This is a genomic window from Nocardia otitidiscaviarum NBRC 14405 (assembly GCF_000308635.1).
GTDB classification, from domain to species: domain Bacteria; phylum Actinomycetota; class Actinomycetes; order Mycobacteriales; family Mycobacteriaceae; genus Nocardia; species Nocardia otitidiscaviarum.
The window spans coordinates 264102-285071 of the sequence record NZ_BAGD01000106.1; the positions used below are offsets into that span (position 1 = coordinate 264102).

Genomic DNA, 20970 nt, shown 5'->3' on the forward strand with positions numbered 1-20970 from the left:
CCCTTCCTCGTTCCAACCCGACCCAACCGGTCACGCGGATCATTCGTACGAGGTCGGCTGCGGATCCCAATCCGGACGCAGGCGCTGTTCCAGCCACTCGCGTAGGGCGGGGCCGTATTCCTCGCGTTGCAAAGCGAAATCGACCGCAGCACGAAGATAGCCGCCCGGGTTGCCGAGATCGTGGCGCGACCCACGATGCACCACCACGTGTACCGGGTGGTCCTCGGCGATCAGCAGTGCGATGGCGTCGGTGAGTTGCAGCTCACCGCCCGCGCCGGGCTCGATGCGGCGCAGGGCGTCGAAGATGGCGCGGTCGAGCAGGTAGCGGCCCGCCGCCGCGTAGGTCGAGGGGGCGTCCTCCAGTTTGGGCTTCTCCACCATGCCCTTGACCTTCAGCACATTCGGATTGCCGCCCGCCACCGGATCGACGTCGAACACGCCGTAGGCGCTCACCTGATCCTTGGGCACGTCGATGGCGCACAGCACCGAGCCGCCGAAGGTGTCGCGCACCCGATTCATCACGGCCAGCACGCCGCTGGGCAGCACCAGATCGTCGGGCAGCAGCACCGCGACGGCCGTCTCGTCGTCGTCGAGCACCGACTCCGCCTGCGCGACCGCATGTCCCAGCCCGAGCGGCTCCTCCTGCACGACGGAGGTGACGTCGAGCAGGGCCGGGGCCTTGCGCACCTTTTCCAGCAGCGCGAACTTACCGCGCTCGGCGAGCGTGCCCTCGAGGACCAGATCCTCGACGAAATGCGCGACCACCCCGTCCTTGCCGGGCGAGGTCACGATGACCAGTCGGCTCGCGCCGGAGTCGGCGGCCTCGGTGGCGACCAACTCGATACCGGGGGTGTCGACCACCGGTAGCAGTTCCTTGGGCACGGTCTTGGTCGCGGGCAGGAACCTGGTGCCGAGTCCGGCCGCGGGCACCACCGCGGTGCGGAAGCACGACCCGTTCCCGGACTGTCCGGCATCTGCTGTCATGAACACACCCTATCCATCCGTCACCTGGGCCGAAGACGCGTTCGACAGCGCTCCGACATGCCGGAGAGCCTATGCGGCGAAACCGTGACGAGCGCGTCGAACGTCACTGCTCACACGGGGATAAGCTGCCCGTTCGGAGGGGTGCCGAAACCGTCCACAGCGCCCCGCTATCGCGCGGCAACAGCGATATTCGCAGCTGGCGGCGGAAGTCTCAGGTCGAAAATCGGACACTGCGACACCTATCACACCGCCGTACCGGCGTCGGGGGACGGCGCCGGCAACACCTAGGGTGAGGCCGTGACGACGACCGGCGAATGGGACAAGCAGGCGTGGCGGGCCGAGATACTGGCACGCCGTGCCGCCGTCTCCGCCGAGCAGCACGCGACCGAGGCCGCGGCCCTGGCGGCCGGAGTGACGGCACTGCGTGCCAGCGGCTGGGTGTGCGCCTACGTCCCGGTCGGCACCGAGCCCGGCTCGCTCGCCCTGCTCGACGCACTGCGCGCCGGTGGCGCACGGGTGCTGCTCCCGGTCACCGGCCCACCCGGCCCGCTTACCTGGGCCGAATACCTCGGCGGCGACCGCCTCCGCCGCGCCCGCTACGGCTTGCTGGAACCGGACGGCCCGCCCGTCCCCGACGCCATGGGCCTGGCCGAGCTGATCCTGATTCCCGCCCTGGCCGTGGACCGCCGCGGCGTCCGCCTGGGCCGCGGCGCGGGCTACTACGACCGCACCCTGCACGCCGCCCACCCCACCGCCCGCCTCATCGCCGTGGTCCGCGACGACGAACTGGTGGACCACCTCCCGGAAGAACCCCACGACCACCGCATGGGCTGGGCCCTGACCCCCCACCACGGCCTCCGACAACTGGCAGCCGACGACTGACCGCACCCCGGCGGCAACGCCCACCCGGGTGACACCCGAGAAATCGCAGCGCCCATCCCGAAACCAGTGCCCGATCTCCCGCATGCGGACCACCTCGCTCCCGGGAAGGACCCGGTCGGCACGCGTAGCCCCCCGCACCAGCGGCACCGGCACCGGCCGCCGAGCCGCGCACGAGCGAACACCCCCAAGCAACCGGCACACGCCCCCCGACGCGCAGACACCAGCGCGGACCACTCCGCTCTCACCCGAAGACCCGTACGCCGGTCCCCGTGAGCAGGACTCGCGCCGATCCCGCATCCGCCAGCCCCCACCCACACGCACCCGCTGATCACCCTCCACCCAGCCTCACCCACGTACGACCACCGGCCTCCCTCAACGAGAGCCACAACCGCCGATCCCACCCACAAACGCGACCACCCGATCGCACGTCACAAACGCGACCACTGATCTCGCAAGAATCGGGGTAACTCACCGGGTACGCCCACAATAGGTTCGCTCCCGACCCGCCGGCACGGGTGCATGAGCCCCCACGGCACTATGCCGCCCGCTGAAGACGCGGAGAGGCGGGCAAGCCCGCTGAAGACGCGGAGAGGCGGCACGGAACAAGCGGTCGATTACCTGCGTTGGCACTATCGGCTGTAGAGTGCTAAGTCGACAAAGACCGTGGAGGTTACCCGATGCCTACCTACTCGTACGCCTGCACCGAGTGCGACAACAAGTTCGACATCGTGCAGTCCTTCTCCGATGACGCACTGACCGTCTGCCCCGCGTGCGACGGCAAGCTGCGCAAGCTGTTCAACTCGGTGGGCATCGTGTTCAAGGGCAGCGGCTTCTACCGCACCGACAGCCGCAACGGGTCGACCTCGAGCGAACCGGCCAAGGCGGCGGCGTCCTCCGACAGCGGCTCCGCGGCCAGCGGTTCGACCTCCACCGCGTCGACGGCCTCCTCCGGCTCCAGCACCGGCTCCAGCACCTCCGCGGCCTGACGGACCCGGGCCGAAACAGGCTCTGTCCACACCGCTTTCGTTATCCACAACCGACCCCTGCGGCAGCCGTCCGCGGAGTCGGCTGGACCGTGCGCGGCCCTAGGCTCCGGGCCATGAACCGATTGCGCTCCGCGCTCGCCGACCTGCCACGACCACCGTGGTCGGACGGTGTCGTCCCGCGCCGCCTGGTGGCGGTGGGCCTGCTGGCGACGGCGGCCGTACTGGCACTGCGCGGCGACCCGGACGACCGGCGCACCGATGTGGTGGTCGCCGCCCGGGAGCTACCGCCCGGACATACACTCGGCCCGTCGGACGTCCGCACCGTCGGCCGCGAAACCGCCGGCCTGCCGGAGGGTTTCGCGGGTGATCCCGCCGCGGTGCTGGGCGCGACGCTGACGGGCGCGGTGCGCGCGGGTGAGATCCTCACCGATGTCCGCGTCGTCGGCCCCAGACTGGCCGCCGCCGCGGCCGGTACCCCCGACGCGCGCATCGTCCCCATCCGCCTGGCGGACGACGCGGTCGCGTCGGTACTGCGCGCCGGTGACCGCGTGGACGTGGTGGCGGCTCCGGCCGAGGCGGCTCCGGCCGAAGCGGCATGGGAGGAGCGATCGCGGCGGACGGCCGGAGCCGACGCCGCGCGACCGGTCCGCGTGCTGGCGACCGATGCCGCGGTGATCCTGGTGTCCGGGGCCGACGAGCCACGCGATGCCGGTGATCGGGTGGTGTTGGTGGCGCTCGACGCCCGACATGCCGCCGCGGTCGCCGCCGCCTCGCTACAAACCGCCCTCACGGTGGTGTTCCACTGACCGGCACCGCCGGTCGATTACCATTCCGGTAAACCCCTGATGAAACACCAGTGCACGGCTCCACCGGACGCACCGTCCGACGCTCGTATCCGACCCGCCCCGGCGCGGCGATCAGGCAGAGGGAGTTTCGGCCATGTTCAAGGGATTCAAGGATTTCCTGCTGCGCGGCAATGTCGTGGACCTGGCGGTCGCCGTGGTCATGGGCACCGCATTCGTCGCCATTGTCACCGCCTTCAGCAATGGCATCATCAACCCATTGTTGGCCGTATTCGGCGAGAGTGACGAACTCGGGCTGGGATTCCAACTCGTGGCCGACAAACCGGCGACCTTCATCGCCATCGGCCCCATCATCACGGCCGCGCTCAACTTCGTCATCATCGCATCCCTGCTCTACTTCATCGTGGTGGTTCCGGCGAACAAGGCCAAAAAGCGCTGGGGCACAGCCGAAGCCACGGCAACCGAGCTCGAATTGCTCGCCGAGATTCGCGATCTGCTCGCCGCGGGTCCCGAACGCAGCGGCGGCAAACACGAATCCTGAACGGCAGCCCACCACCCGGTGAACAAGCGGCGCTGAACAAAAATGGGCCCGGTGCGAAAACGCACCGGGCCCATTCTCGGATCAGGCGTCGATCAGCCGAGGCTGAACGGCTGGCCCCACAGGGTGACCGTGCTCATGACGTTGTCCGTCTCGACCTTGACGGTCACGAAGGCACGCGCCTGCGCGTAACCGGCGCAGCCACCGAGGCCGATGGTGGTGTCGGCCCAGGTCACCGAGCCGTGCTGACCCTTGAACGAGTTGTTGGTGGCATGGTCCTCGTTGCCGTAGTCGTCCGGCTTCTCGATGTCGAGGACATAGAAGCGGGCCGCCTGGCCGGGGCCGAGCGACAGACTGCCGCCGGTGGAGGCACCGAGGGAGGCGCTGCCGTTCTCTTCCAGCGGAACGCTGCCCTCGATACCGCCCTCGACGCCGCCGCCGCCGATGTTCACCTGGCAGCCGACCACGTAGCCGGGGTAGATCTTGCCCTTGCTGGCGCCGGACAGCTCGACCTGAGCCGAACCCGAGACCCAGGCGTTGCGGTGCAGCGGGGTCGAACCCATGGACGGGCTGATCAGCGCGGACTCACCGACCAGGCGGACGGTCACCACGGTGCCGTCGGACAGGGTCTTGGTGATTTCGCCGCCCGGCAGCGGCACGAAGGTGTCGGCGTTCGCGGCACCGGTGGAGAACAGGCCCAGGGCGACGGCGGCAGTGGCACCCACACCGGCCAGCCGAGCCACGGTCTTACGGATGTTCATATTGTTTTCCCTCAAGGGTTTGAATTCGCTTGCGCGAGAAGTGATTTGGCGAGACCGGGACGCGTCAGCCAATGCTGAACGGCATACCGTAGAGGGTGGTCTTCGAGTAGTGGTCGCCGATGATCTCGACCACGGTGTAGGACCGGGCCTGCGCGTAGCCCGCGCAGCCCTGGATCTGCATCTCGGCATCCATGTACTCGACCGAGTAGACACCCGGCTTCAGGATGTCCTTGCCCTCGACCTCGACCCACTTGACCTGGCCGGGGCCCAGCTCCAGGCCCATGGACACGCCGCCACCGAGATCACTCAGGTTGATGCTCGCCGACACGCCCGCGGAGATGGCCTCGTCACCGATGCTGACCTGGCAGCCGATGATGTAGCCGGTGCTGATCCGCGAAGCGCCGTGGGTGGACGAGTTGTTGGAGCCGTCACGACCCGACGGGCCGTTCCAGGGGCCCGGCTCACCCTCGGGGGTGCTACGGACATCGGCGGTGGCATTGCCACTCACCCACACGGTGCGCCCGGCACCGTTGGCCGCCAAGGACGGCGACACGATCGCCTGCTCGCCCGTACGCGTGATGGTGACCTCGCCACCCGGGCTCGTCTTCTGGCCGTCCGGCAACGGCACGAAGGTATCCGCGTGGGCAGCACCGGTCGACATAAGGCCGATGGCAACGGCCGCAGCCGCGCCAGCGCCCGCGATCCGGGCACCACGACGCAGACCGTTGGTGCGGTTCTCGCTCATACTTCCCCTCATCAGGTTTCTAGCGGTCAGCCTCGACACCCGAGGCTGAAATGGGGTCCTCTCAGGCCCAGCTCAGTTTGTCGCCTTTTTGTTGCCACTGTGTAACTAATGACAAATTTTGTGCTCCAAGCGAGTTCAGCCACAGGAACCCGGGCCAGGTTCCTGGTGCAGTGGGCGCGGCAACGCCACACTCCGAGACTGGAGAACCCACGGGTTGTACAGCCCGAAGTGGGACATTAAACACTCAGGCAATGACTGAGCAATGTAAGAGTTGGTAAACGCCATGTGATCTGGATCACAGTGACCATGATTCTCATATCACTTGATTTGCATAAGTGCGGTGAGCAGGGAAGTCGTAGAAACAACGAAAAGGCTCGACGCTAAGCGTCGAGCCTTTGCCGGCGATAGCCGGCGCAGATCACCCGGATCAATTTCAGCCGTGATGCGGCGGCACCTGCGACCGCAACCAGTCGTCGGACGCACCCGAGTTCGGCTCCGGCGTCCGTTCGTCCCGGGTGGTAGCTGGCAGGGTGTCGCCGAAGACCCGCGCGAGTCGAGCCGCCTCGGCCACGGAGAGCTTCTTGCGCCGTGGCGGCTCGGGATCGCGATCGGCGTCAGAGTTCATCCGCGAGCCCGGACAGCTGCTCGATCACCCGGATCGCCAGCGGGCCGAGGGTGGCCATACCGTCGCGGACGGCGGCGCGGGTGCCGGGCAGGTTGACCACCAGGGTGCTGCCCGAGACGCCCGCCAGACCGCGGGACAGGCCCGCGTCCACCGAACCGGCGGACAGTCCGGAGGCACGCAGTGCCTCGCTGATCCCCGGCAGTTCCCGATCCAGCACCTCGGCGGTGGCCTCGGGGGTGCAGTCGCGCGGGGACATGCCGGTGCCGCCCACCGAGATGACCAGATCCACGCCGCCGATCACCGCGGTATTGAGCGCATTGCGGATCTCGACCTCGTCGGCCTGAACCGACACCGAGGCGTCCACCAGGAAGCCCGCCTCGGTGAGTAGCTCGGTGACCAGCGGACCCAGCGAGTCCACCCCGCCATGGGCGGTTCGGTCGTCGACGACCACGACAAGAGCACGGCCCGCCACAGCGGCATCGATTTCCATGGTGCTCACCGTAGCGTCCTTGTCCGACAACGGCTCCCAACCCCCGTCTCGGAGGATTCGCTCCGCTGCCAGCGCGATCGGTCTGCTGCGTACTTGGCTCATCGGCCGCCCTCCACTACCTCGCCGAGGGTCACCTCGACGGTTCTCGAATTGTTGCCCTGCTCATCGGTGTAGGTGATCTTCACCTTGTCGCCCGGCTGGTGCGAGCGCACCGCCGCGATGAGCGCGTTACCGGAATCGATGACCTGGTCATCGAGCTTGGTGATGATCGCGCCGTTGGGGATGCCCGCCGCGGCGGCCGCGCCGTCCGGGGTCACCTCCACCACCCGCGCGCCGTTCACGTCGTCCTGGCCGCGCACCTTGATCCCGATCTGGGCGTAGGTGACCTTGCCGGTCTTGATCAGCTCATCGGCGACACGCCGGGCCTGGTCGACCGGGATGGCGAAGCCGAGGCCGATGGAACCGCTCTGGCCGCCGGACAGATCGGAGACGCCGAGGGTGGCGATGGCGGTGTTGATGCCGATCAGCTTGCCGTTCATATCCACCAGCGCGCCACCGGAATTACCCGGATTGATGGCGGCGTCGGTCTGGATGGCGTCGATCACCGTGCCGGTCGAACCGGCATCACCGCTGGTGGACACCGGGCGATTGAGGGCGGAGACGATTCCCGTGGTCACGGTGCCCGCGAGGCCCAGCGGCGAGCCGACCGCCACCACGGACTGACCCACCTGGAGGTTCTGCGAGCTGCCCAGTTCGATCGGGGTGAGACCGGACTTCCCGCTCACCTTGATGACCGCCAGGTCCGAGACCGGGTCGGTGCCCACCAGGGTGGCCGGAGCGGTGGAGCCGTCACTGAACGCGACCTCCATCCGGGCGTTCGGGCCCGCGCCGCTGACCACGTGGTTGTTGGTGAGGATCAGGCCGTCGGTGGACAGCACCACGCCGGAGCCCTCGCCCTCGGCGCGATTGCCCTCCACTCGGATCATGACCACGCTCGGCACCACCTTCTGGGCCACCGCCTGCACCGACCCCGCGGGGGCGTTGGCGACATTGGTGGCCTTCTCGCGTGGGGCGTCGAGGGCATTGGTGACGGCCGGGCCGCCACCACCGTCGCGCGTCGCCAACGAGCCGCCGACCACGCCGCCGACACCACCGCTCACCAGCGCCAGCACCAGCGCGCCCGCCACCAGCGCGGTGCGCTTGCCGCCCTTGGGCGCAGGGCCGCCCGGATAACCGTGCTGCCCCGGCCCACCGGGTCCACCCGGCCCACCGGGACCGCCCGACCCACCAGGTCCGTCGAATCCGCCGGGGCCGTCGAATCCGCCTGGTCCACCAGCGCCGCCGGGGCCGCCGGGGCTACCCGAGCCGAACGGTCCACCGGCATATCCGGGGCCACCCGGACCTCCCGCACTCATAGCGGTGGTCGGGTGCGACCCGGTCTGGTAGCCGCCCTGCCCGGAAATACTCATACCCGACGCATACCCAGCCGGATGCGATTCACCGACGGGAATCTCCGCGGTTCCCGACACATCGTGGCCCGCGCCCTGCCCCGCCGCGCCGTATGCCGGAGTGCCGGGGCCGTACGGGGTGGCCCCACTGCCGAAAGGGACTGCCCCGCCGAAGGATCTACCGCCGCCGTGCGGCTGCCCCGGCGCACCGCCGTACTGCCACGTCGCATGGTCATCGGAGGCACCGCCGAACTGCTCGGTCGCCGGACCACCGGGCGCATCGCCGAACTGCCGCGTCGCCGGATCGCCCGGCGCGTCGCCGAACTGCCGGGTGGCCGGGTCGCCCGGCGTATCGCCGAACGGACGGGTGGCCGGGTCGCCGGGGGCCGGGTGGGCCGCGCCGGGCACTTCGGGCCGATCGCTGCGCTTGTCCTTCGAATCGTCGGTCATATCTCTCGTTTCTCCTCGAGTCTGACGACCAGCCTGGTGGCGACGGCTGAGAGCGGACTGAGATCGCGCTGGCTTTTCGCCGAGCATTCGTGCCAGGTCAAGCGGTTACCGGAGGCGGTGCGCCCGTCCCGGGAAGAACGATACGGATCAACGCGCCGCCGCGGTCGGAACCGTCGATCGTGATGGTGCCGCCATGTTTGGTGACCACCTGCTTGACGATGGCCAGGCCCAGCCCGGAACCGGGCATGGAGCGCGAGGCAGTGGTGCGGTAGAAGCGCTCGAAGACCAGTTCCCGTTCGGCGGGCGGGATTCCCGGCCCGGCGTCGTCCACGGTGAATTCCAGCAGCCCGCGCCCGTTCTCGGTCATGCGGACGAAGACCTTGGCCTTGGACGGACTCCATTTGGCGGCGTTGTCGAGCACATTGAGCAGTGCCCGCTCCAAGCCGGCCTCGTCGCCGTAGACGAACCACGGCCGCAGGGCGGCGTCGAATTCGATGCCGGTGCGCCGCCGCCGCACCCGCTCCAGCGCGCGTTCGGCCACGTCCCCGATATCGACCTGCTCGTACACCGTCTCCGGGGCGTCCTCGCGCGCCAGATCCACCAGATCGCCCACCAGCGTGGACAGTTCCTCGATCTGCGCCATCACGTCACCGCGCAGTTCGGCCATGTCCTCGTCCGGAATACGCGGCGCGCCCGGGCGGCTGGAGGCGATGAGCAACTCCATATTGGTGCGCAGCGAGGTGAGCGGGGTCTTGAGTTCGTGCCCGGCGTCGGACACCAATCTGCGCTGCCGCTCCCGCGATTCGGCCAGGGCGCGCAGCATGGTGTTGAAACTCTCGGTGAGCCGGGCGAGTTCGTCGTCACCGGACACCGGGATAGGGGTCAGGTCATCGGTGCGGGCCACCCGCTCGGTCGCCGCGGTGAGCCGCGCGACCGGACGCAAACCGGTGCGCGCCACCGCCGTTCCGGCCGCAGCCGCCAGCACCACGCCGCAGCCGCCGACCACGAACAGCAGCCAGGCCAGCCGATCGAGCACCTCGCGGGTGGGTTGCAGCCGTTGCGAGACCACCAGGGTGGAGCCGGAATTGGTGCGCCGCGCCAGCACCCGCTGATTGTCGACGGTGCGCAGCGAGAAGCCGAGTTCGCCGCGCGCCACCGCCTCCTCCTGTGAGCCGATGGGCGGTTTGGTGGCCTGCGGGGGCACATAGCGCTGCAGATCCGCACCGTCCGGGAAGATCAGCGCCACGCCCACGTCGCTGGAGTACAGCCCGGCCAGCACGATGGACTGGAAACCGAGGCTGTCGAAGTTGTTGTCGATCATCAGTGCGGCGCGGGCTCGCAGCTGTGCGTCCACGTCGGCGTACAGCGAGCGCGCCACCATGGCGTAGGCGGCGATGGAGGTGACCGCGACGGCGACCGCCACCAGCGAGGCCGCCAGCAGCGTCACCCGCCATCGCAGCGATACCGACCGGGTCAGCGGCATGGGCGGGCGCAGTTCGGCCGCGTCCTTGCCGAAGGAACCGGCCGGATGCCCGATTCCGGCGACCACCGGCCGCCGCGGAACGGTTCTACCCACGAGCGCGACTCCTACGGAGGGGTTTCGCGCAGCACATAGCCGACGCCGCGCACGGTGTGGATGAGTCGCGGCTCGCCATCGGCCTCGGTCTTACGGCGCAGATATCCGATGTACACCTCGAGTGCGTTGCCGGAGGTGGGAAAGTCGTACCCCCACACCTCCTCCAGGATGCGACTGCGCGTCAGCACGCGCCGCGGATTCGCCATCAGCATTTCCAGCAGTGAGAATTCGGTGCGGGTGAGCGAGATCTGTCGTTCACCGCGCCACACCTCTCGGGTAACCGGATCCAGCGACAAATCAGCGAACTTCATCGTCTCCGAGGAATCCGCCGGATCGGCGGTCGTGCGGCGCAGTAGTGCGCGCAGTCGCGCGAGCAGTTCCTCGAGCGCGAAGGGCTTGGGCAGATAGTCGTCCGCGCCCGCGTCGAGGCCGGCCACTCGCTCCGATACCGAATCCCGCGCGGTGAGAACCAGAATCGGCAGATCGTCACCCGTGCTGCGCAGGCGGCGGCACACCTCGAGGCCGTCCAGCCTCGGCATCATCACATCCAGCACCAGAGCGTCCGGGCGCTGTCCGACCACCTTGTCCAGGGCGTCGACGCCGTCGACGGCGAGGTCGACGGTGTAGCCGTTGAAGGTCAGCGAACGCCGCAGCGATTCGCGAACCGCGCGGTCGTCGTCGACTACCAGAATGCGCATGGCATCCAGTCTGACCGCAGCGACTGAGAGGTGACTGAGAAGGCGGCATCCGACACGCCGAGTGACACCATGGAGTGACCTGCGTCTTTCTATTCGACAGTGATGCGTGTCGGCTCTGGTGCGCGAATGCGAATTCGAAAGATGTTGCGCCCAGCTACTTTCGGAGTCCGTCACGGTGAGTCGTCCGAATTGCCGATGCACACTTCTCGCGGTATGTTGCGTGCCGTAAAAGAAGACCCTTAGTTGGTTCCGCGCGGGTTGAACCCCACATCCGTACAACCGCATACGACCCCGGGGTCCACTCGTGAAAGCGGAGGCGACGGAAACGGGATGGAAGCTGCACCCCGGTCCTGGCAATTCAGCCTGTCCAACTGGCCCGTCACTCGCAAGGTCGGCATCGTACTGGTGCTACCGGTGCTCCTAGCCTCGACCTTCGCGGTGCTGCGCATCAACGGCGAATTGCAGACCATCAACCAACTGAGCACCGGCACCGAACAGGCCGTGGTCTTCGACCCCACCATCAAGTTCGAGTCCGCCACGCAGGAACTCGCCGTCGCGGCCATCAACGGATTCGGCAATCCGGCGGCCGACCCCCTGATCGACACCGCCACCACCACGTTCGACCAGGCCGCCGCCGACCTGGAGACCGTGCTGCGCACCGCCAAGCCCGGCGCCGCCGTCACGGACGAACTGACCCAGACTCTCGCCATCGCCCGCAGCATGCGCAACTCGCTGCGCACCGGTTCGGCACAGACCATCGGCGAACAGGCCGACACCGTCTCGGGCAAGATCCAGAACGCGCTGTCGACCTCGCAGTCCGTCGCCGACCTCCGGGTGCAGCAGCTGTTCCTGCAGATGGGCACCGTGATGACCGCGAGCCGCCTGCTCACGCAGGAGCGCATCATGCTGGCCACCCCGGGCGCGGGCACCAACCCGGCGCTGCGGACCCGGCTGCTCACCGCCATCGGCGCCGAGGTCACCATGCTCGAGGTGTACCGCGGCATGCAGCCCGAGCAGGCCGCCGCCTACACCACGCTCACCGACGCCGCGCAGGCCCGCATCGGCATCCTCATGCAGAACGTGCCCGACCCCATGGCCGTCCCGGCCATGACGGAGTCCATCAACACCAGCGTCGACGCCTACCACCGCGAAGCCACCGGACTCGCCGCCGCTCTCGACGACAATCTCGCCGCCCTGAGCACCGAGGCCCGCAACAACGTGTTGCGCGATACCTCGATCGTCATCGGCATGCTGCTGGCCGGTCTGGCCATCGCGCTCGTCGTGGCGCGCTCGCTGGTCGTCCCGGTCCGCCGCCTGCGCCGCGACGCCCTCCAGGTCGCGCACATCGACCTGCCGCAGGAGCTCGAGGTGGTGCGTTCCGGCGGCACCACCCCCGAGATCAATCCGGTCGACGTGCACACCACCGAGGAGATCGGCCAGCTGGCCCGGGCCGTCGACGACATCCACGCCCAGGCGCTGCACCTCGCCGGTGAACAGGCGCGACTGCGCCTGCAGATCGGCAATATGTTCGAAACCCTGTCCCGCCGCAGCCAATCCCTGGTGGAGCAGCAGCTCAATCTGATCGAGGAGCTGGAGCGCGACGAGGACGACTCCGAGCGGCTGCAATCGCTGTTCCGCCTGGACCACCTCGCCACCCGCATGCGCCGCAACGGCGACAACCTGCTGGTGCTCGCCGGTACCGCGCTGCGCCGCGGCCACCTGCCGCCGGTGCCGCTGTCGGACATGCTGTGGTCGTCGGTCTCCCAGGTGGAGGACTACCAGCGCGTCGAGATCGGCACCGTGCCCGACGGCATCGTCGCCGGTGAGCCCGCGGTCGACATCGAACACCTGCTGGCCGAACTCATCGACAACGCGCTGCGCTACTCGCCACCGACGACACCGGTGGCGGTGTCGGTGGCACGGGCCGTGGACGGCGGCTACCTCATCGAGATCACCGACCGCGGCCTGGGCATGAACGCCGAGGACCTGCAGTCCATCAACGACCGGCTCGCCTCCGGTGGCGAGGTCAATGTCGAGACCGCGCGCCGGATGGGCCTTTTCGTGGTCGGCCGTCTGGCCAAGCGGCACAACATCACGGTCAGCCTGCGCCGCACCTCCGCGATGGTGGCACAGCCGGGCATCACCGCGAGCGTGCACCTGCCGGGCAGCCTGGTCTCCCCCGCGCCGGAGCGCAACGACAGCAGCACCGGCAGCTATCCGCTGACCGGAACGCTGCCGGTCGCGCCCGCGCTGCCGCTGCATCCGCAGAGTCAGCCCGCGGCGCTGAACACCCAGTTCACGAACCTGAGTTCGCCGATCACCCCGCCCGCGACCCCGGCGATCGCACCGCCGCGGCTGATGCCGGTGCCGAATCCGCCGGAAACCAAGCCGCGGTTCGGGGTCACCAGTTCCGGCCTGCCGCAGCGGCGTACGCCCGCCAGCGAGCCGGTCGAACCACCGCCGAGCGAGATGCCGCGGGAGGCCGCTCCCGCCGAACCGACGCCGGTGGACTTCTGGGGCGAGAACCGGGAGTGGGACAACAGCGAGACCCAGCAGTACAAGGCCAGCGATGTCGAGGCCTGGGGGCTCGCCCACGGCGGCGGACGCAACCAGCCCGCACCCGACACCGCGGCCCCGACCGGTGCCGGCCAGGGCTTCAACGGTTTCGAGAACGCGGACGGCGGCCGGGACAGCGGCTTCGCACCCGCCCCCGGATTCACCACCGGCAACGGGTCCGGCGGCGGGTACGGATTCGGCGGCAACGGCAATGGTGCCGCCATCCCGGGCAACGGTCCCGCCACCCCTGACAACGGTCCCACCACCCCTGGCAATGGTTTCGTCACCATCGGCGGCAACGGCCGTGACAATGGTGGCAATGGCAATGGCGGCACGGGCAGTAACGGCAACAGCGGCAACAGCAACCGCGGTAGCGGCACCGACGGCAACGGTTCCGCGACCGGCGGTGGCGGTTTCGGTGCGCGCGGCGACTCCCCCAGCGGCGGCGCTGGATTCGGCGGCGACTCTCCCACCAGCGGCGGCACCGCTTCCGCTGCCCCGAACGCCGACGGCGCCGCCGAGCGCCCGGCCACCGCACCGCGGCCGCCCGCGCCCGCCCAGGCGCTGCGTCCGGTCGGCGAGGCGCCGACGCCCATCTTCCAGCGCATGGTGTCGGAATGGCTGGTCGAACCGGCGGTCGGCGGGCAGGGCGGGGCCGCGTGGACCTCGTCCTCGGACGCCGGATGGGCCGCCGCCGAACAGGCCATGGAACCGACGACCGGCGGGAAGACCCAGGGCGGCCTGCCGATTCGCCGCCCCGGCGCCCAGCTGGTCCCCGGCGCGGCGGTACCCGCGGACGACGAGGGCGCGCGGAATCCGGAAGAGATTCGTCACAGCTTGACCAGGCATCTGAGCGGGGTTCTCAGTGGACGGGCAGACGCCCAGCACAAAGACGGAGACCCATACAACGACGGAGGGCACGCATGACCGAACAGCGCACCACAACCGATGAGAACCTGAACTGGCTGGTCACCCGGTTCACCCGGGAGGTGCCCGGGGTCTCGCACGCCGTGCTGGTTTCCGCCGACGGTCTGCTCCAGGCCACCAGTCCGCACCTGCCCAACGACCGCGCCGAACAGTTGGCCGCCGTCACCGCCGGTCTGGCCAGCCTGTCGGCCGGCGCGGCCCAGCTGTTCGACGGCGGCAAGGTGATGCAGTCCATCGTGGAGATGCAGCGCGGCTACCTGCTCGTCATGAGTGTCGGCAACGGTTCGCACCTGGCGGTGCTGGCCAACAAGCAGCACGACATCGGACGCATCGGCTACGAGATGGCGCTCCTGGTAGACCGCGTCGGGTCCGTGGTGCAGGCCACCGCCCGCCAGACCGCGTGATCGGCCACCGCACATGTCCGCACCGAACGGCTCCGGCCGGCCGACATCGCGTGTCCGCCCATACGCACTGACCTCCGGCCGCACCGAGCCGGCGGTCGAACTGCCGCTGGAGGCGGTCGTCGAGACCCTCTCCTACACCGCCCATTTCGACTGGCCGGCGGGCGACATCCGGACCGAGATCCTGCGTCTCGGCACGGCCCGGCTGTCGGTGGCCGAAATCGCTGCGCACCTGCAGCGGCCACTGGGCATGGTACGTGTGGTGATCGGTGACCTGGTGGTCGCCGGAACACTGCGCGTGCATTCGACTCTGAGCGATCAGGCCTCCTTCGACGAGCGCCGATCTTTGATGGAGAGGACCCTGCATGGACTCCGGGCGCTTTGACGCCGCGCCCTACAACGGCGGCCCGCAGCACCCGAACACCGGGGCGGCACAGCAGTACCCCCCGCGTCCCGGTGAGGGCGGCGAATTCCGCACCGCCTCGACGAAGATCGTCGTGGCGGGCGGATTCGGTGCGGGCAAAACGACGTTCGTCGGCGCGGTCTCGGAGATCGTGCCGCTGCGCACCGAGGCCATGGTGACCGGGATGTCCGACGGCGTGGACGACCTCGCCGCCACGCCGGGCAAGGAAACCACCACGGTCGCGATGGATTTCGGCCGCATCATCCTGCCCGGCAACCTGGTGCTCTATCTGTTCGGCACGCCCGGGCAGCGACGGTTCTGGTTCATGTGGGACGACCTGGTGCGCGGTGCCATCGGCGCGGTCGTGCTGGTGGACACCCGCCGCATCGAGGACAGCTTCGCCGCCGTCGACTTCTTCGAGGCCAAGAAGCTCCCGTTCCTGGTCGCGGTCAACCGCTTCCCCGACGCACCCCGCTTCCCGGTGGGCGAACTCCGCGAAGCGCTCAGCATCCGCGAGGGTGTGCCGATCGTCGACATCGACGCCCGTGATCCCGATGAGGTGCGCCGTTCCCTCGCCGCGGTCACCGAGTACGCCATCGAACGTCTCATGGCCCAGCAGCGCGAAAGCGCCTGGCGCGGTTAGGCAGCCGTACCCCGTTGGCAGGCGGGGCGCGGACCGGACAGACAGAACAGACCTGGGAGTATTTACCGCGTGATCTACTTCGCAATGGGCTACTGGATCATCGCGCTGGCGTTGATCGTGTCGGCTTCGGGGGCGGCGGTCGGCCTGGCCTGCATCCGGCAGTCCACCAAGTCGGTGACCGCACGGTTCCGGTTCGTGTGGATGTTCGTGGCCGCCTGCTCCATCGGCGGCGTCGGCGTCGCCATGCCGATCTTCGTCTCCATGCTGGGTGTGGGGGCGCACGGCAGTCCGGTGCGCTACGACAGCATGCTGATCGCGGTCTTCTCGGCGCTGTCGGGGACCACAGTGCTGGCCGCGCTCGTCATCGCCGGGCGCACGCTGAACTGGGTGCGGCTGGGGATCGGAGCGGCGGTGATGGGCGCGGGACTCGGCTCCATGGAACTGGTCGTGCTGCTGGCGGTGCACGTCCAGGGCGAGGTGGAGCGCAATGTGCTGTCGATCATCGCGGTGTACGCCATCGCGCTGGTGCTGTCGGTGGCGGTGCTGTGGTTCAGCCTCACCGTGCGCTCATCGCTGCTGATGCTGGGCGGTGCCGCCCTGTGGGCACTGGTCGTGACGGGTATGCACTACACCGGCCTGGTCGGCGTCAGTTTCGACGTCGACCATGCCGCGCCGACCCCGGAGGGTGTGGACCTGTTCAGCTTCTTCGTGCCGTTCTTCATCATCGGCTCACTGGCGCTGGCGATTCCGATCACGGCCATTCTGGTCGCCCCGGACCGCCGGGAATCCGGTGCGGTGCCCGCGCTGTCGCCGGTCGGTGACGCCCGCGAGCGGGGTGCGGCCGCCGACCGCATCCCGGAAGCGGTGCGCTGAACCGACTTCCGATATCGCCCGGAGCGAGGTAGCCCCGGGCCCGCCGGGCCGGGCCGGACCGTGTGATCGGTCCGGCCCTCGGCGTATGCGCGTACCATGACGCCGGGTCACCCGATCGGGTCGGGCAGCTCGCCGACGGCCCGGCTCGGGTCCGACAGCGCGAACAGCTCCCCCTGCGGTGCGGCCAGAATCGCCATCCGGCCGAAGGGCCCGTCCGCCGGGGCGAGCAGTACGGTCGCGCCGAGTTCCTCGGCCCGCGCGACCCCTTCGTCGATACCGTCGTATCGGAACCAGGTGAGCCAGTACGGGCGCGCGGGCGCGTCGCCGTCCCGGCTGGCGTCGCTGATACCCCCCGTGCCCTCCGCGCGGCCGGGCGGGGCGAACACCGCGTAGCGCATCACCTCGTTGTCGTATTCGGTGTAGCCGAAACCGAAGACGTCGGCGTAGAACCGCTTGGCGGCCTCGTAGGCGCCGGTGTGCAGATCGTTCCACAGGTACGCGCCGTGCTCGTTGTGGACGGCGGCCCCGTTGTGCGCCCGCGCCTCCCACACCGCGAACGGCGCGCCGGTGACATCGACGGCGACGAACATGCGCCCGGAATCCAGGACGTCGAACGGCGGCAGCAGCAGCGTGCCACCGGCCTCGCGCACCCGTTCGGCGGTGGCGTCGGCGCTCTCGACCGCGAAGTAGGTGGTCCACGCCGCGGGCATGCCCGATTCGGGTGTGGGTCCGATGCCCGCGACGGCCCGGCCCTCCCGCAGCGCCATCAGATAGCCGCCGGGTTCCTGGTCGGCGCCCTGCACATCCCAACCGAACAGTCCGGCGTAGAACGTCCCGGCCGCGGCCGGATCGTCCACGTGGCAGTCGACCCAGCACGGCGTGCCGGGTGGCCAGGCTGCGCTGCGAATAGGCATCGATCGTCTCCGTTTCCATATCGCGACAAGTGATCTCGAGTGTTCGGGGCCGAATCAGACCGCTCCCCCTGCGACGTGATGCCGGTCACACGGCCGCACCAAGTCAACCACCCGAATGCGACGAATTCCCGAACTGGCCGATTTCCGGATGCACGGGCGGCGGCGCGTCTCGCGAATTACAGTGGGAAGCATGCGTTTCGGGCTGGACTACGCAGGAGGTCGGCCCGGTGGTGCTGCGATCCGGGCCGCGGGTTTCGATTTCGTCGTCCGCTACCTCTCCGACGGCGGCCCCACCCTGCCCGGCAAGCTGCTCACCCCTGCCGAGGCCGATGACCTGCGCGCACACGGTATTTCGATCGTCTCCAACTGGGAGACCTACGCCACCCGCATGCTCGACGGCTACGGCGCCGGGGTCACCGACGCGCGGGCCGCGCTGGCGCAGGTGCTGCGCTGCGGCGGCCGCCGCGATCGGCCCATCTACTTCTCCGTGGACTTCGATGCCACCCCGCAGCAGCAGGCGCCCATCAACGCCTACCTGGACGGCGCGGCCAGTGTGCTGGGCCGTGAGAACACCGGGATCTACGGCGGCTACTGGCCGATCAGCCGCGCCCTGGACATGGGCACCGCCACCTGGGCGTGGCAGACGGTGGCCTGGTCGGGCAACAACCTCGAACCGCGACGGCACATCCTGCAGCACGCCACCCAGGTGGACGTGAACGGTGTGCGCTGCGATGTGAACACCACCGACCGAGCCGATTTCGGCCAATGGGACTTCGAACAGGAGGATGCGGATTTGACACCCGAACAGGAGGCGATTCTGCGCGACGTGCAGATCCAGTTGCGGGGTCCGGGCCTGTCCGGGTGGCCGCAGTTGGGCACCGATCCGGAGGGGCGGTACCGCACCGTGGTGGACGGCCTCGCCGCCGCGCTGGATCACATCGACGAATTGCGCACGGAGATCAGCGAACTGGAGGCGACCACCGCGGAGCTGGTCAAAGAGGTCGAACGCCTGTCCGGCCCGCACTGGCCGTGGCCGTTCTCGCTCATCGAGGGACCGGCCACCGCGGTCGGCAATCGCATCGAACAACTACTGCCGGATCTGCCGCTGCCGGGCTGGGGCGACGACGGTGACGACCGGGCCCCGAAGGCCGCGGAAACGCCGGAAAAACGCCCCTGAACTGGCGATGAGCGGGTTCTCCGGTAATCCGGAGAACCCGCCCTCGGCCACGAGAATACCGCCGCCAGGACACGAGCTCATTACTTCCAGAGGACTTTTTGACAGCTCAGTCGCCATTGCGGCGAAAAGACCATATGCCACAACATGGACAAAGGCGTCGAACCGCGGTGCGGTTCGACGCCTTCGGCTTTCAGTCCCTGCCCGGACCGTCGGCTTCGTTCCGGTCTATCGGGACATCCGGGCATTCCGTATCAGTGATACGCGTCGCGTATCGATCGCTACCTCAGAGCTTGTCGAGATCGACCAGTCCGCGGCGCACGGCGGGCACCAGTCGGCGCGGCACCTTGTGTACGACACCGTTCACCGTGACCGGGACCAGATCCGGCGGCGTCGCCTTCCACTGCGACCGACGGCTGCGGGTATTGGACCGGGACATCTTCCGCTTCGGAACCGCCATCTCAGTTCTCCTCTCCCTGCGTCGCGCGGCGACGCTTGCCGTAGCGGCGCTCGAACTTCTCCACCCGTCCGGCGGTGTCCAGCAGGCGCTGCGCACCGGTCCAGAACGGATGTGAGTCCGAGGTCACGTCGACCACCAGCAGCGGGTAGGTGTTGCCGTCCTCCCACTCCACGGTGCGGTCCGAGGTGGCGGTGGAGCGGGTCAGGAACCGCTTGCCGGTGTTGTTGTCCTGGAATACCACCGGGTGGTAGTCCGGGTGGATACCTGGCTTCATCGCATTACCTTTCGTTGGAACGGTTGTCGCCGGTGGCGGGGCCGGACGATTCGGTGCCGACCGAGCGGGTCTCCTCGGACGCCTCGCACGGGTCCTCGTGCCAGTCCCCGAAGGGGTCCTCCCACTGCGCGACTCGCTCGGGGGCGCGCCGCACGAGGCGCAGTTCGTCCTCGTCGACCAGCGCCCAGTGCAGGGCCTCGCGGATGGTGTTCGGCTCGGCGTCGTGGGCGAGGATCACCAGGGAGATGTCGCGATCGCCGAAATCCGGATCCCAGCGCAGTGCGGCCATCGCCACTCGGTCCGGGTCCGCCTGCGTCCGTTCGGATTCGGTCATGGCGGCCAGCCACTTCCCGGCGCTGCCGACCCGCAGGCCGCCGCCCGCGGACTCCAGCCACACCACCTCGTCGGGCTGGGTGGCCAGCCAGACGCGGCCGCGCGCGGTGACCACACCCTCGAACAGGACGTCCAGCGCGGAGTGCAGACGCTCCGGGTGGAAGGGGCGGTCGGTGGCGAATTCGATGAGGGTGACGCCGTTCTCGGTGTCGAGCGGCGGCTCGCCGCGCAGCAGCGGGGCGTGCGCGCCGAAGCTGCGGCCGCGCCGGGCGTCGGCGGGAATCTGCTCGAGCAGGGCGCGCAGGTCGGTGCCGGACGCGCCGTCCGGGTCGGCCACCCACAGCACCGGCGCGAGCGGCACCAGCCGGTCGAGGACGGCGGCCAGGCGGGCCTGTTCCAGCGCGTCCACCGCGCCCACCTCGACGGCGATGACGGCATCGGCGAACTCGACCTGGCCGACCGCCAGCTGGGCGACGGTGCGCTCGTCGTCGGTGGTGACGTGGCCGCGGTCGGCGAGCGTGTCGTCACCGGTGGCGTCGGTCAGCCAGTCGCGGGCGTCCACGCAGGTGAGCACGGCCTCGATGCGCACGCTGCGCCCGGCCGGACCGTCCACGCGGCCGTGCACACCGGTGACGGTCACATTCTCGATGGCCTGACAGACCGCCTCGGCCTCGAACGCCGGATCCAGGGCGAGCACGATGCGCCGCACCGAATCACGCTGTCCCAGTACGCACAGGTAGGGCAGCAGGTCGGCGCGCAGGGTGCAGGAGACACAGCCGTGCGCGAGTTCGAGGATGGTCTCGCTCCCCCGGCCCTCGCTGTGCACGATCCGGCGGACCACGCCTTGGCGCAGTTCACTCAGGTCGTGGCGGACCACGACGGTGCCCGGCTCCGCGAGTTCACCCGCGATCTGGTCCACGCCCGCGGCGGCACGCCCCGGCAGGCCCGCGACCACGAGCACGGGCTTGCGGTCGTCGTGCATCCCCGGCACCACCATCACCTCTTCCGATAACGATTTTCATTTAC

22 protein-coding genes are annotated in these 20970 nt (G+C 69.1%); 10 read left to right on the top strand and 12 right to left on the bottom strand.

The features are described 5' to 3' along the window. Positions 1–39: 39 nt before the first annotated feature. Positions 40–984, bottom strand: coding sequence for a UTP--glucose-1-phosphate uridylyltransferase (locus ON31_RS25080; protein ID WP_039817247.1), 945 nt, complete (start codon positions 982–984; stop codon positions 40–42). Positions 985–1281: 297 nt separating this feature from the next. On the opposite strand from ON31_RS25080, the gene ON31_RS25085 reads away from it, so the two are divergent. The 4 genes from ON31_RS25085 to mscL all read left to right on the top strand — a co-directional run bounded on the left by ON31_RS25085 (position 1282) and on the right by mscL (position 4196). Next, entirely contained in the window at positions 1282–1866 is a 585-nt protein-coding gene (locus ON31_RS25085) for a 5-formyltetrahydrofolate cyclo-ligase (protein ID WP_039817157.1), read from the top strand. 677 nt (positions 1867–2543) lie between these two features. Then, complete coding sequence (locus tag ON31_RS25090) at positions 2544–2852, top strand: FmdB family zinc ribbon protein (RefSeq protein WP_039817158.1); 309 nt, start codon at positions 2544–2546, stop codon at positions 2850–2852. A gap of 113 nt (positions 2853–2965) precedes the next feature. Then, positions 2966–3658 (top strand): SAF domain-containing protein, encoded by a 693-nt coding sequence (locus ON31_RS25095; protein ID WP_039817159.1) that lies wholly within the window; start codon positions 2966–2968, stop codon positions 3656–3658. 133 nt (positions 3659–3791) lie between these two features. Further along, positions 3792–4196: a large conductance mechanosensitive channel protein MscL gene (gene mscL / locus ON31_RS25100; protein WP_029931173.1), complete on the top strand. Its 405-nt coding sequence runs from the start codon at positions 3792–3794 to the stop codon at positions 4194–4196. 92 nt (positions 4197–4288) lie between these two features. On the opposite strand, the gene ON31_RS25105 is transcribed toward mscL, so the two are convergent. From ON31_RS25105 to ON31_RS25135, 7 genes are all read right to left on the bottom strand, one after another. After that, a complete protein-coding gene (locus ON31_RS25105) occupies positions 4289–4954 on the bottom strand; it encodes an MspA family porin (RefSeq protein WP_039817160.1) in 666 nt (221 codons plus the stop codon). 64 nt (positions 4955–5018) lie between these two features. Continuing rightward, positions 5019–5699 (bottom strand): MspA family porin, encoded by a 681-nt coding sequence (locus ON31_RS25110; protein WP_029931171.1) that lies wholly within the window; start codon positions 5697–5699, stop codon positions 5019–5021. A 433-nt stretch (positions 5700–6132) separates the two neighbouring features. After that, positions 6133–6324, bottom strand: coding sequence for a hypothetical protein (locus tag ON31_RS25115; RefSeq protein WP_039817161.1), 192 nt, complete (start codon positions 6322–6324; stop codon positions 6133–6135). Then, the gene (locus tag ON31_RS25120; RefSeq protein ID WP_178070443.1) at positions 6314–6814 is read right to left on the bottom strand and encodes a MogA/MoaB family molybdenum cofactor biosynthesis protein; all 501 of its coding nucleotides are present in this window, start codon (positions 6812–6814) and stop codon (positions 6314–6316) included. Before ON31_RS25120 ends, ON31_RS25115 begins: the two co-directional genes overlap by 11 nt. Before the next feature lie 98 nt (positions 6815–6912). Then, a complete protein-coding gene (locus tag ON31_RS35840; RefSeq protein WP_081592711.1) occupies positions 6913–8712 on the bottom strand; it encodes a S1C family serine protease in 1800 nt (599 codons plus the stop codon). Positions 8713–8809: 97 nt separating this feature from the next. Next, positions 8810–10195 carry a sensor histidine kinase gene (locus tag ON31_RS25130; RefSeq protein WP_081592722.1) on the bottom strand — a complete coding sequence of 462 codons (1386 nt, stop codon included), beginning with the start codon at positions 10193–10195 and terminating at the stop codon, positions 8810–8812. Between the two features lie 104 nt (positions 10196–10299). Next, positions 10300–10986, bottom strand: coding sequence for a response regulator transcription factor (locus ON31_RS25135; protein ID WP_029931166.1), 687 nt, complete (start codon positions 10984–10986; stop codon positions 10300–10302). 330 nt (positions 10987–11316) lie between these two features. On the opposite strand from ON31_RS25135, the gene ON31_RS34885 reads away from it, so the two are divergent. The 5 genes from ON31_RS34885 to ON31_RS25160 all read left to right on the top strand — a co-directional run bounded on the left by ON31_RS34885 (position 11317) and on the right by ON31_RS25160 (position 16789). Next, a complete protein-coding gene (locus tag ON31_RS34885) occupies positions 11317–14469 on the top strand; it encodes a sensor histidine kinase (RefSeq protein ID WP_051037717.1) in 3153 nt (1050 codons plus the stop codon). After that, on the top strand, positions 14466–14873 hold the full coding sequence (locus ON31_RS25145; protein WP_029931164.1) for a roadblock/LC7 domain-containing protein: 408 nt from the start codon (positions 14466–14468) through the stop codon (positions 14871–14873). Before ON31_RS34885 ends, ON31_RS25145 begins: the two co-directional genes overlap by 4 nt. A 13-nt stretch (positions 14874–14886) precedes the next feature. Beyond that, positions 14887–15255 (top strand): DUF742 domain-containing protein, encoded by a 369-nt coding sequence (locus tag ON31_RS25150; RefSeq protein WP_029931163.1) that lies wholly within the window; start codon positions 14887–14889, stop codon positions 15253–15255. After that, the gene (locus ON31_RS25155) at positions 15236–15916 is read left to right on the top strand and encodes a GTP-binding protein (protein WP_029931162.1); all 681 of its coding nucleotides are present in this window, start codon (positions 15236–15238) and stop codon (positions 15914–15916) included. Before ON31_RS25150 ends, ON31_RS25155 begins: the two co-directional genes overlap by 20 nt. 69 nt (positions 15917–15985) lie before the next feature. Then, the gene (locus tag ON31_RS25160; RefSeq protein ID WP_051037718.1) at positions 15986–16789 is read left to right on the top strand and encodes an MHYT domain-containing protein; all 804 of its coding nucleotides are present in this window, start codon (positions 15986–15988) and stop codon (positions 16787–16789) included. Positions 16790–16896: 107 nt separating this feature from the next. On the opposite strand, the gene ON31_RS25165 is transcribed toward ON31_RS25160, so the two are convergent. Continuing rightward, entirely contained in the window at positions 16897–17703 is an 807-nt protein-coding gene (locus ON31_RS25165; RefSeq protein WP_039817162.1) for a VOC family protein, read from the bottom strand. 190 nt (positions 17704–17893) lie between these two features. Here ON31_RS25165 and ON31_RS25170 point away from each other — a divergent pair, with 190 nt between their 5' ends. Beyond that, the gene (locus tag ON31_RS25170) at positions 17894–18880 is read left to right on the top strand and encodes a DUF1906 domain-containing protein (protein WP_051037719.1); all 987 of its coding nucleotides are present in this window, start codon (positions 17894–17896) and stop codon (positions 18878–18880) included. A gap of 283 nt (positions 18881–19163) precedes the next feature. On the opposite strand, the gene rpmF is transcribed toward ON31_RS25170, so the two are convergent. Genes rpmF through mrf form a run of 3 tightly spaced genes read right to left on the bottom strand, consistent with a single transcriptional unit; the run spans position 19164 to position 20941 of the window. Next, positions 19164–19337, bottom strand: coding sequence for a 50S ribosomal protein L32 (gene rpmF, locus ON31_RS25175; protein WP_029931158.1), 174 nt, complete (start codon positions 19335–19337; stop codon positions 19164–19166). Between the two features lies 1 nt (position 19338). Next, positions 19339–19611, bottom strand: a complete 273-nt coding sequence (locus ON31_RS25180) for a type B 50S ribosomal protein L31 (RefSeq protein WP_029931157.1) — start codon at positions 19609–19611, stop codon at positions 19339–19341. Positions 19612–19615: 4 nt separating this feature from the next. Continuing rightward, the gene (gene mrf / locus ON31_RS25185) at positions 19616–20941 is read right to left on the bottom strand and encodes a ribosome hibernation factor-recruiting GTPase MRF (protein ID WP_085996483.1); all 1326 of its coding nucleotides are present in this window, start codon (positions 20939–20941) and stop codon (positions 19616–19618) included. Positions 20942–20970: the final 29 nt, after the last annotated feature.

Bases quoted from the DNA above. Each gene is read 5' to 3' on its own strand.
- ON31_RS25080 (WP_039817247.1), bottom strand. From the start codon at position 984: ATGACAGCAGATGCCGGACAGTCCGGGAACGGGTCGTGCTTCCGCACC.
- ON31_RS25090 (WP_039817158.1), top strand. From the start codon at position 2,544: ATGCCTACCTACTCGTACGCCTGCACCGAGTGCGACAACAAGTTCGAC.
- ON31_RS25095 (WP_039817159.1), top strand. From the start codon at position 2,966: ATGAACCGATTGCGCTCCGCGCTCGCCGACCTGCCACGACCACCGTGG.
- mscL (WP_029931173.1), top strand. From the start codon at position 3,792: ATGTTCAAGGGATTCAAGGATTTCCTGCTGCGCGGCAATGTCGTGGAC.
- ON31_RS25105 (WP_039817160.1), bottom strand. From the start codon at position 4,954: ATGAACATCCGTAAGACCGTGGCTCGGCTGGCCGGTGTGGGTGCCACT.
- ON31_RS25110 (WP_029931171.1), bottom strand. From the start codon at position 5,699: ATGAGCGAGAACCGCACCAACGGTCTGCGTCGTGGTGCCCGGATCGCG.
- ON31_RS25115 (WP_039817161.1), bottom strand. From the start codon at position 6,324: ATGAACTCTGACGCCGATCGCGATCCCGAGCCGCCACGGCGCAAGAAG.
- ON31_RS25120 (WP_178070443.1), bottom strand. From the start codon at position 6,814: ATGGAAATCGATGCCGCTGTGGCGGGCCGTGCTCTTGTCGTGGTCGTC.
- ON31_RS35840 (WP_081592711.1), bottom strand. From the start codon at position 8,712: ATGACCGACGATTCGAAGGACAAGCGCAGCGATCGGCCCGAAGTGCCC.
- ON31_RS25130 (WP_081592722.1), bottom strand. From the start codon at position 10,195: ATGCCGCTGACCCGGTCGGTATCGCTGCGATGGCGGGTGACGCTGCTG.
- ON31_RS25135 (WP_029931166.1), bottom strand. From the start codon at position 10,986: ATGCGCATTCTGGTAGTCGACGACGACCGCGCGGTTCGCGAATCGCTG.
- ON31_RS34885 (WP_051037717.1), top strand. From the start codon at position 11,317: ATGGAAGCTGCACCCCGGTCCTGGCAATTCAGCCTGTCCAACTGGCCC.
- ON31_RS25145 (WP_029931164.1), top strand. From the start codon at position 14,466: ATGACCGAACAGCGCACCACAACCGATGAGAACCTGAACTGGCTGGTC.
- ON31_RS25150 (WP_029931163.1), top strand. From the start codon at position 14,887: ATGTCCGCACCGAACGGCTCCGGCCGGCCGACATCGCGTGTCCGCCCA.
- ON31_RS25155 (WP_029931162.1), top strand. From the start codon at position 15,236: ATGGACTCCGGGCGCTTTGACGCCGCGCCCTACAACGGCGGCCCGCAG.
- ON31_RS25165 (WP_039817162.1), bottom strand. From the start codon at position 17,703: ATGCCTATTCGCAGCGCAGCCTGGCCACCCGGCACGCCGTGCTGGGTC.
- ON31_RS25170 (WP_051037719.1), top strand. From the start codon at position 17,894: ATGCGTTTCGGGCTGGACTACGCAGGAGGTCGGCCCGGTGGTGCTGCG.
- rpmF (WP_029931158.1), bottom strand. From the start codon at position 19,337: ATGGCGGTTCCGAAGCGGAAGATGTCCCGGTCCAATACCCGCAGCCGT.
- ON31_RS25180 (WP_029931157.1), bottom strand. From the start codon at position 19,611: ATGAAGCCAGGTATCCACCCGGACTACCACCCGGTGGTATTCCAGGAC.
- mrf (WP_085996483.1), bottom strand. From the start codon at position 20,941: ATGGTGGTGCCGGGGATGCACGACGACCGCAAGCCCGTGCTCGTGGTC.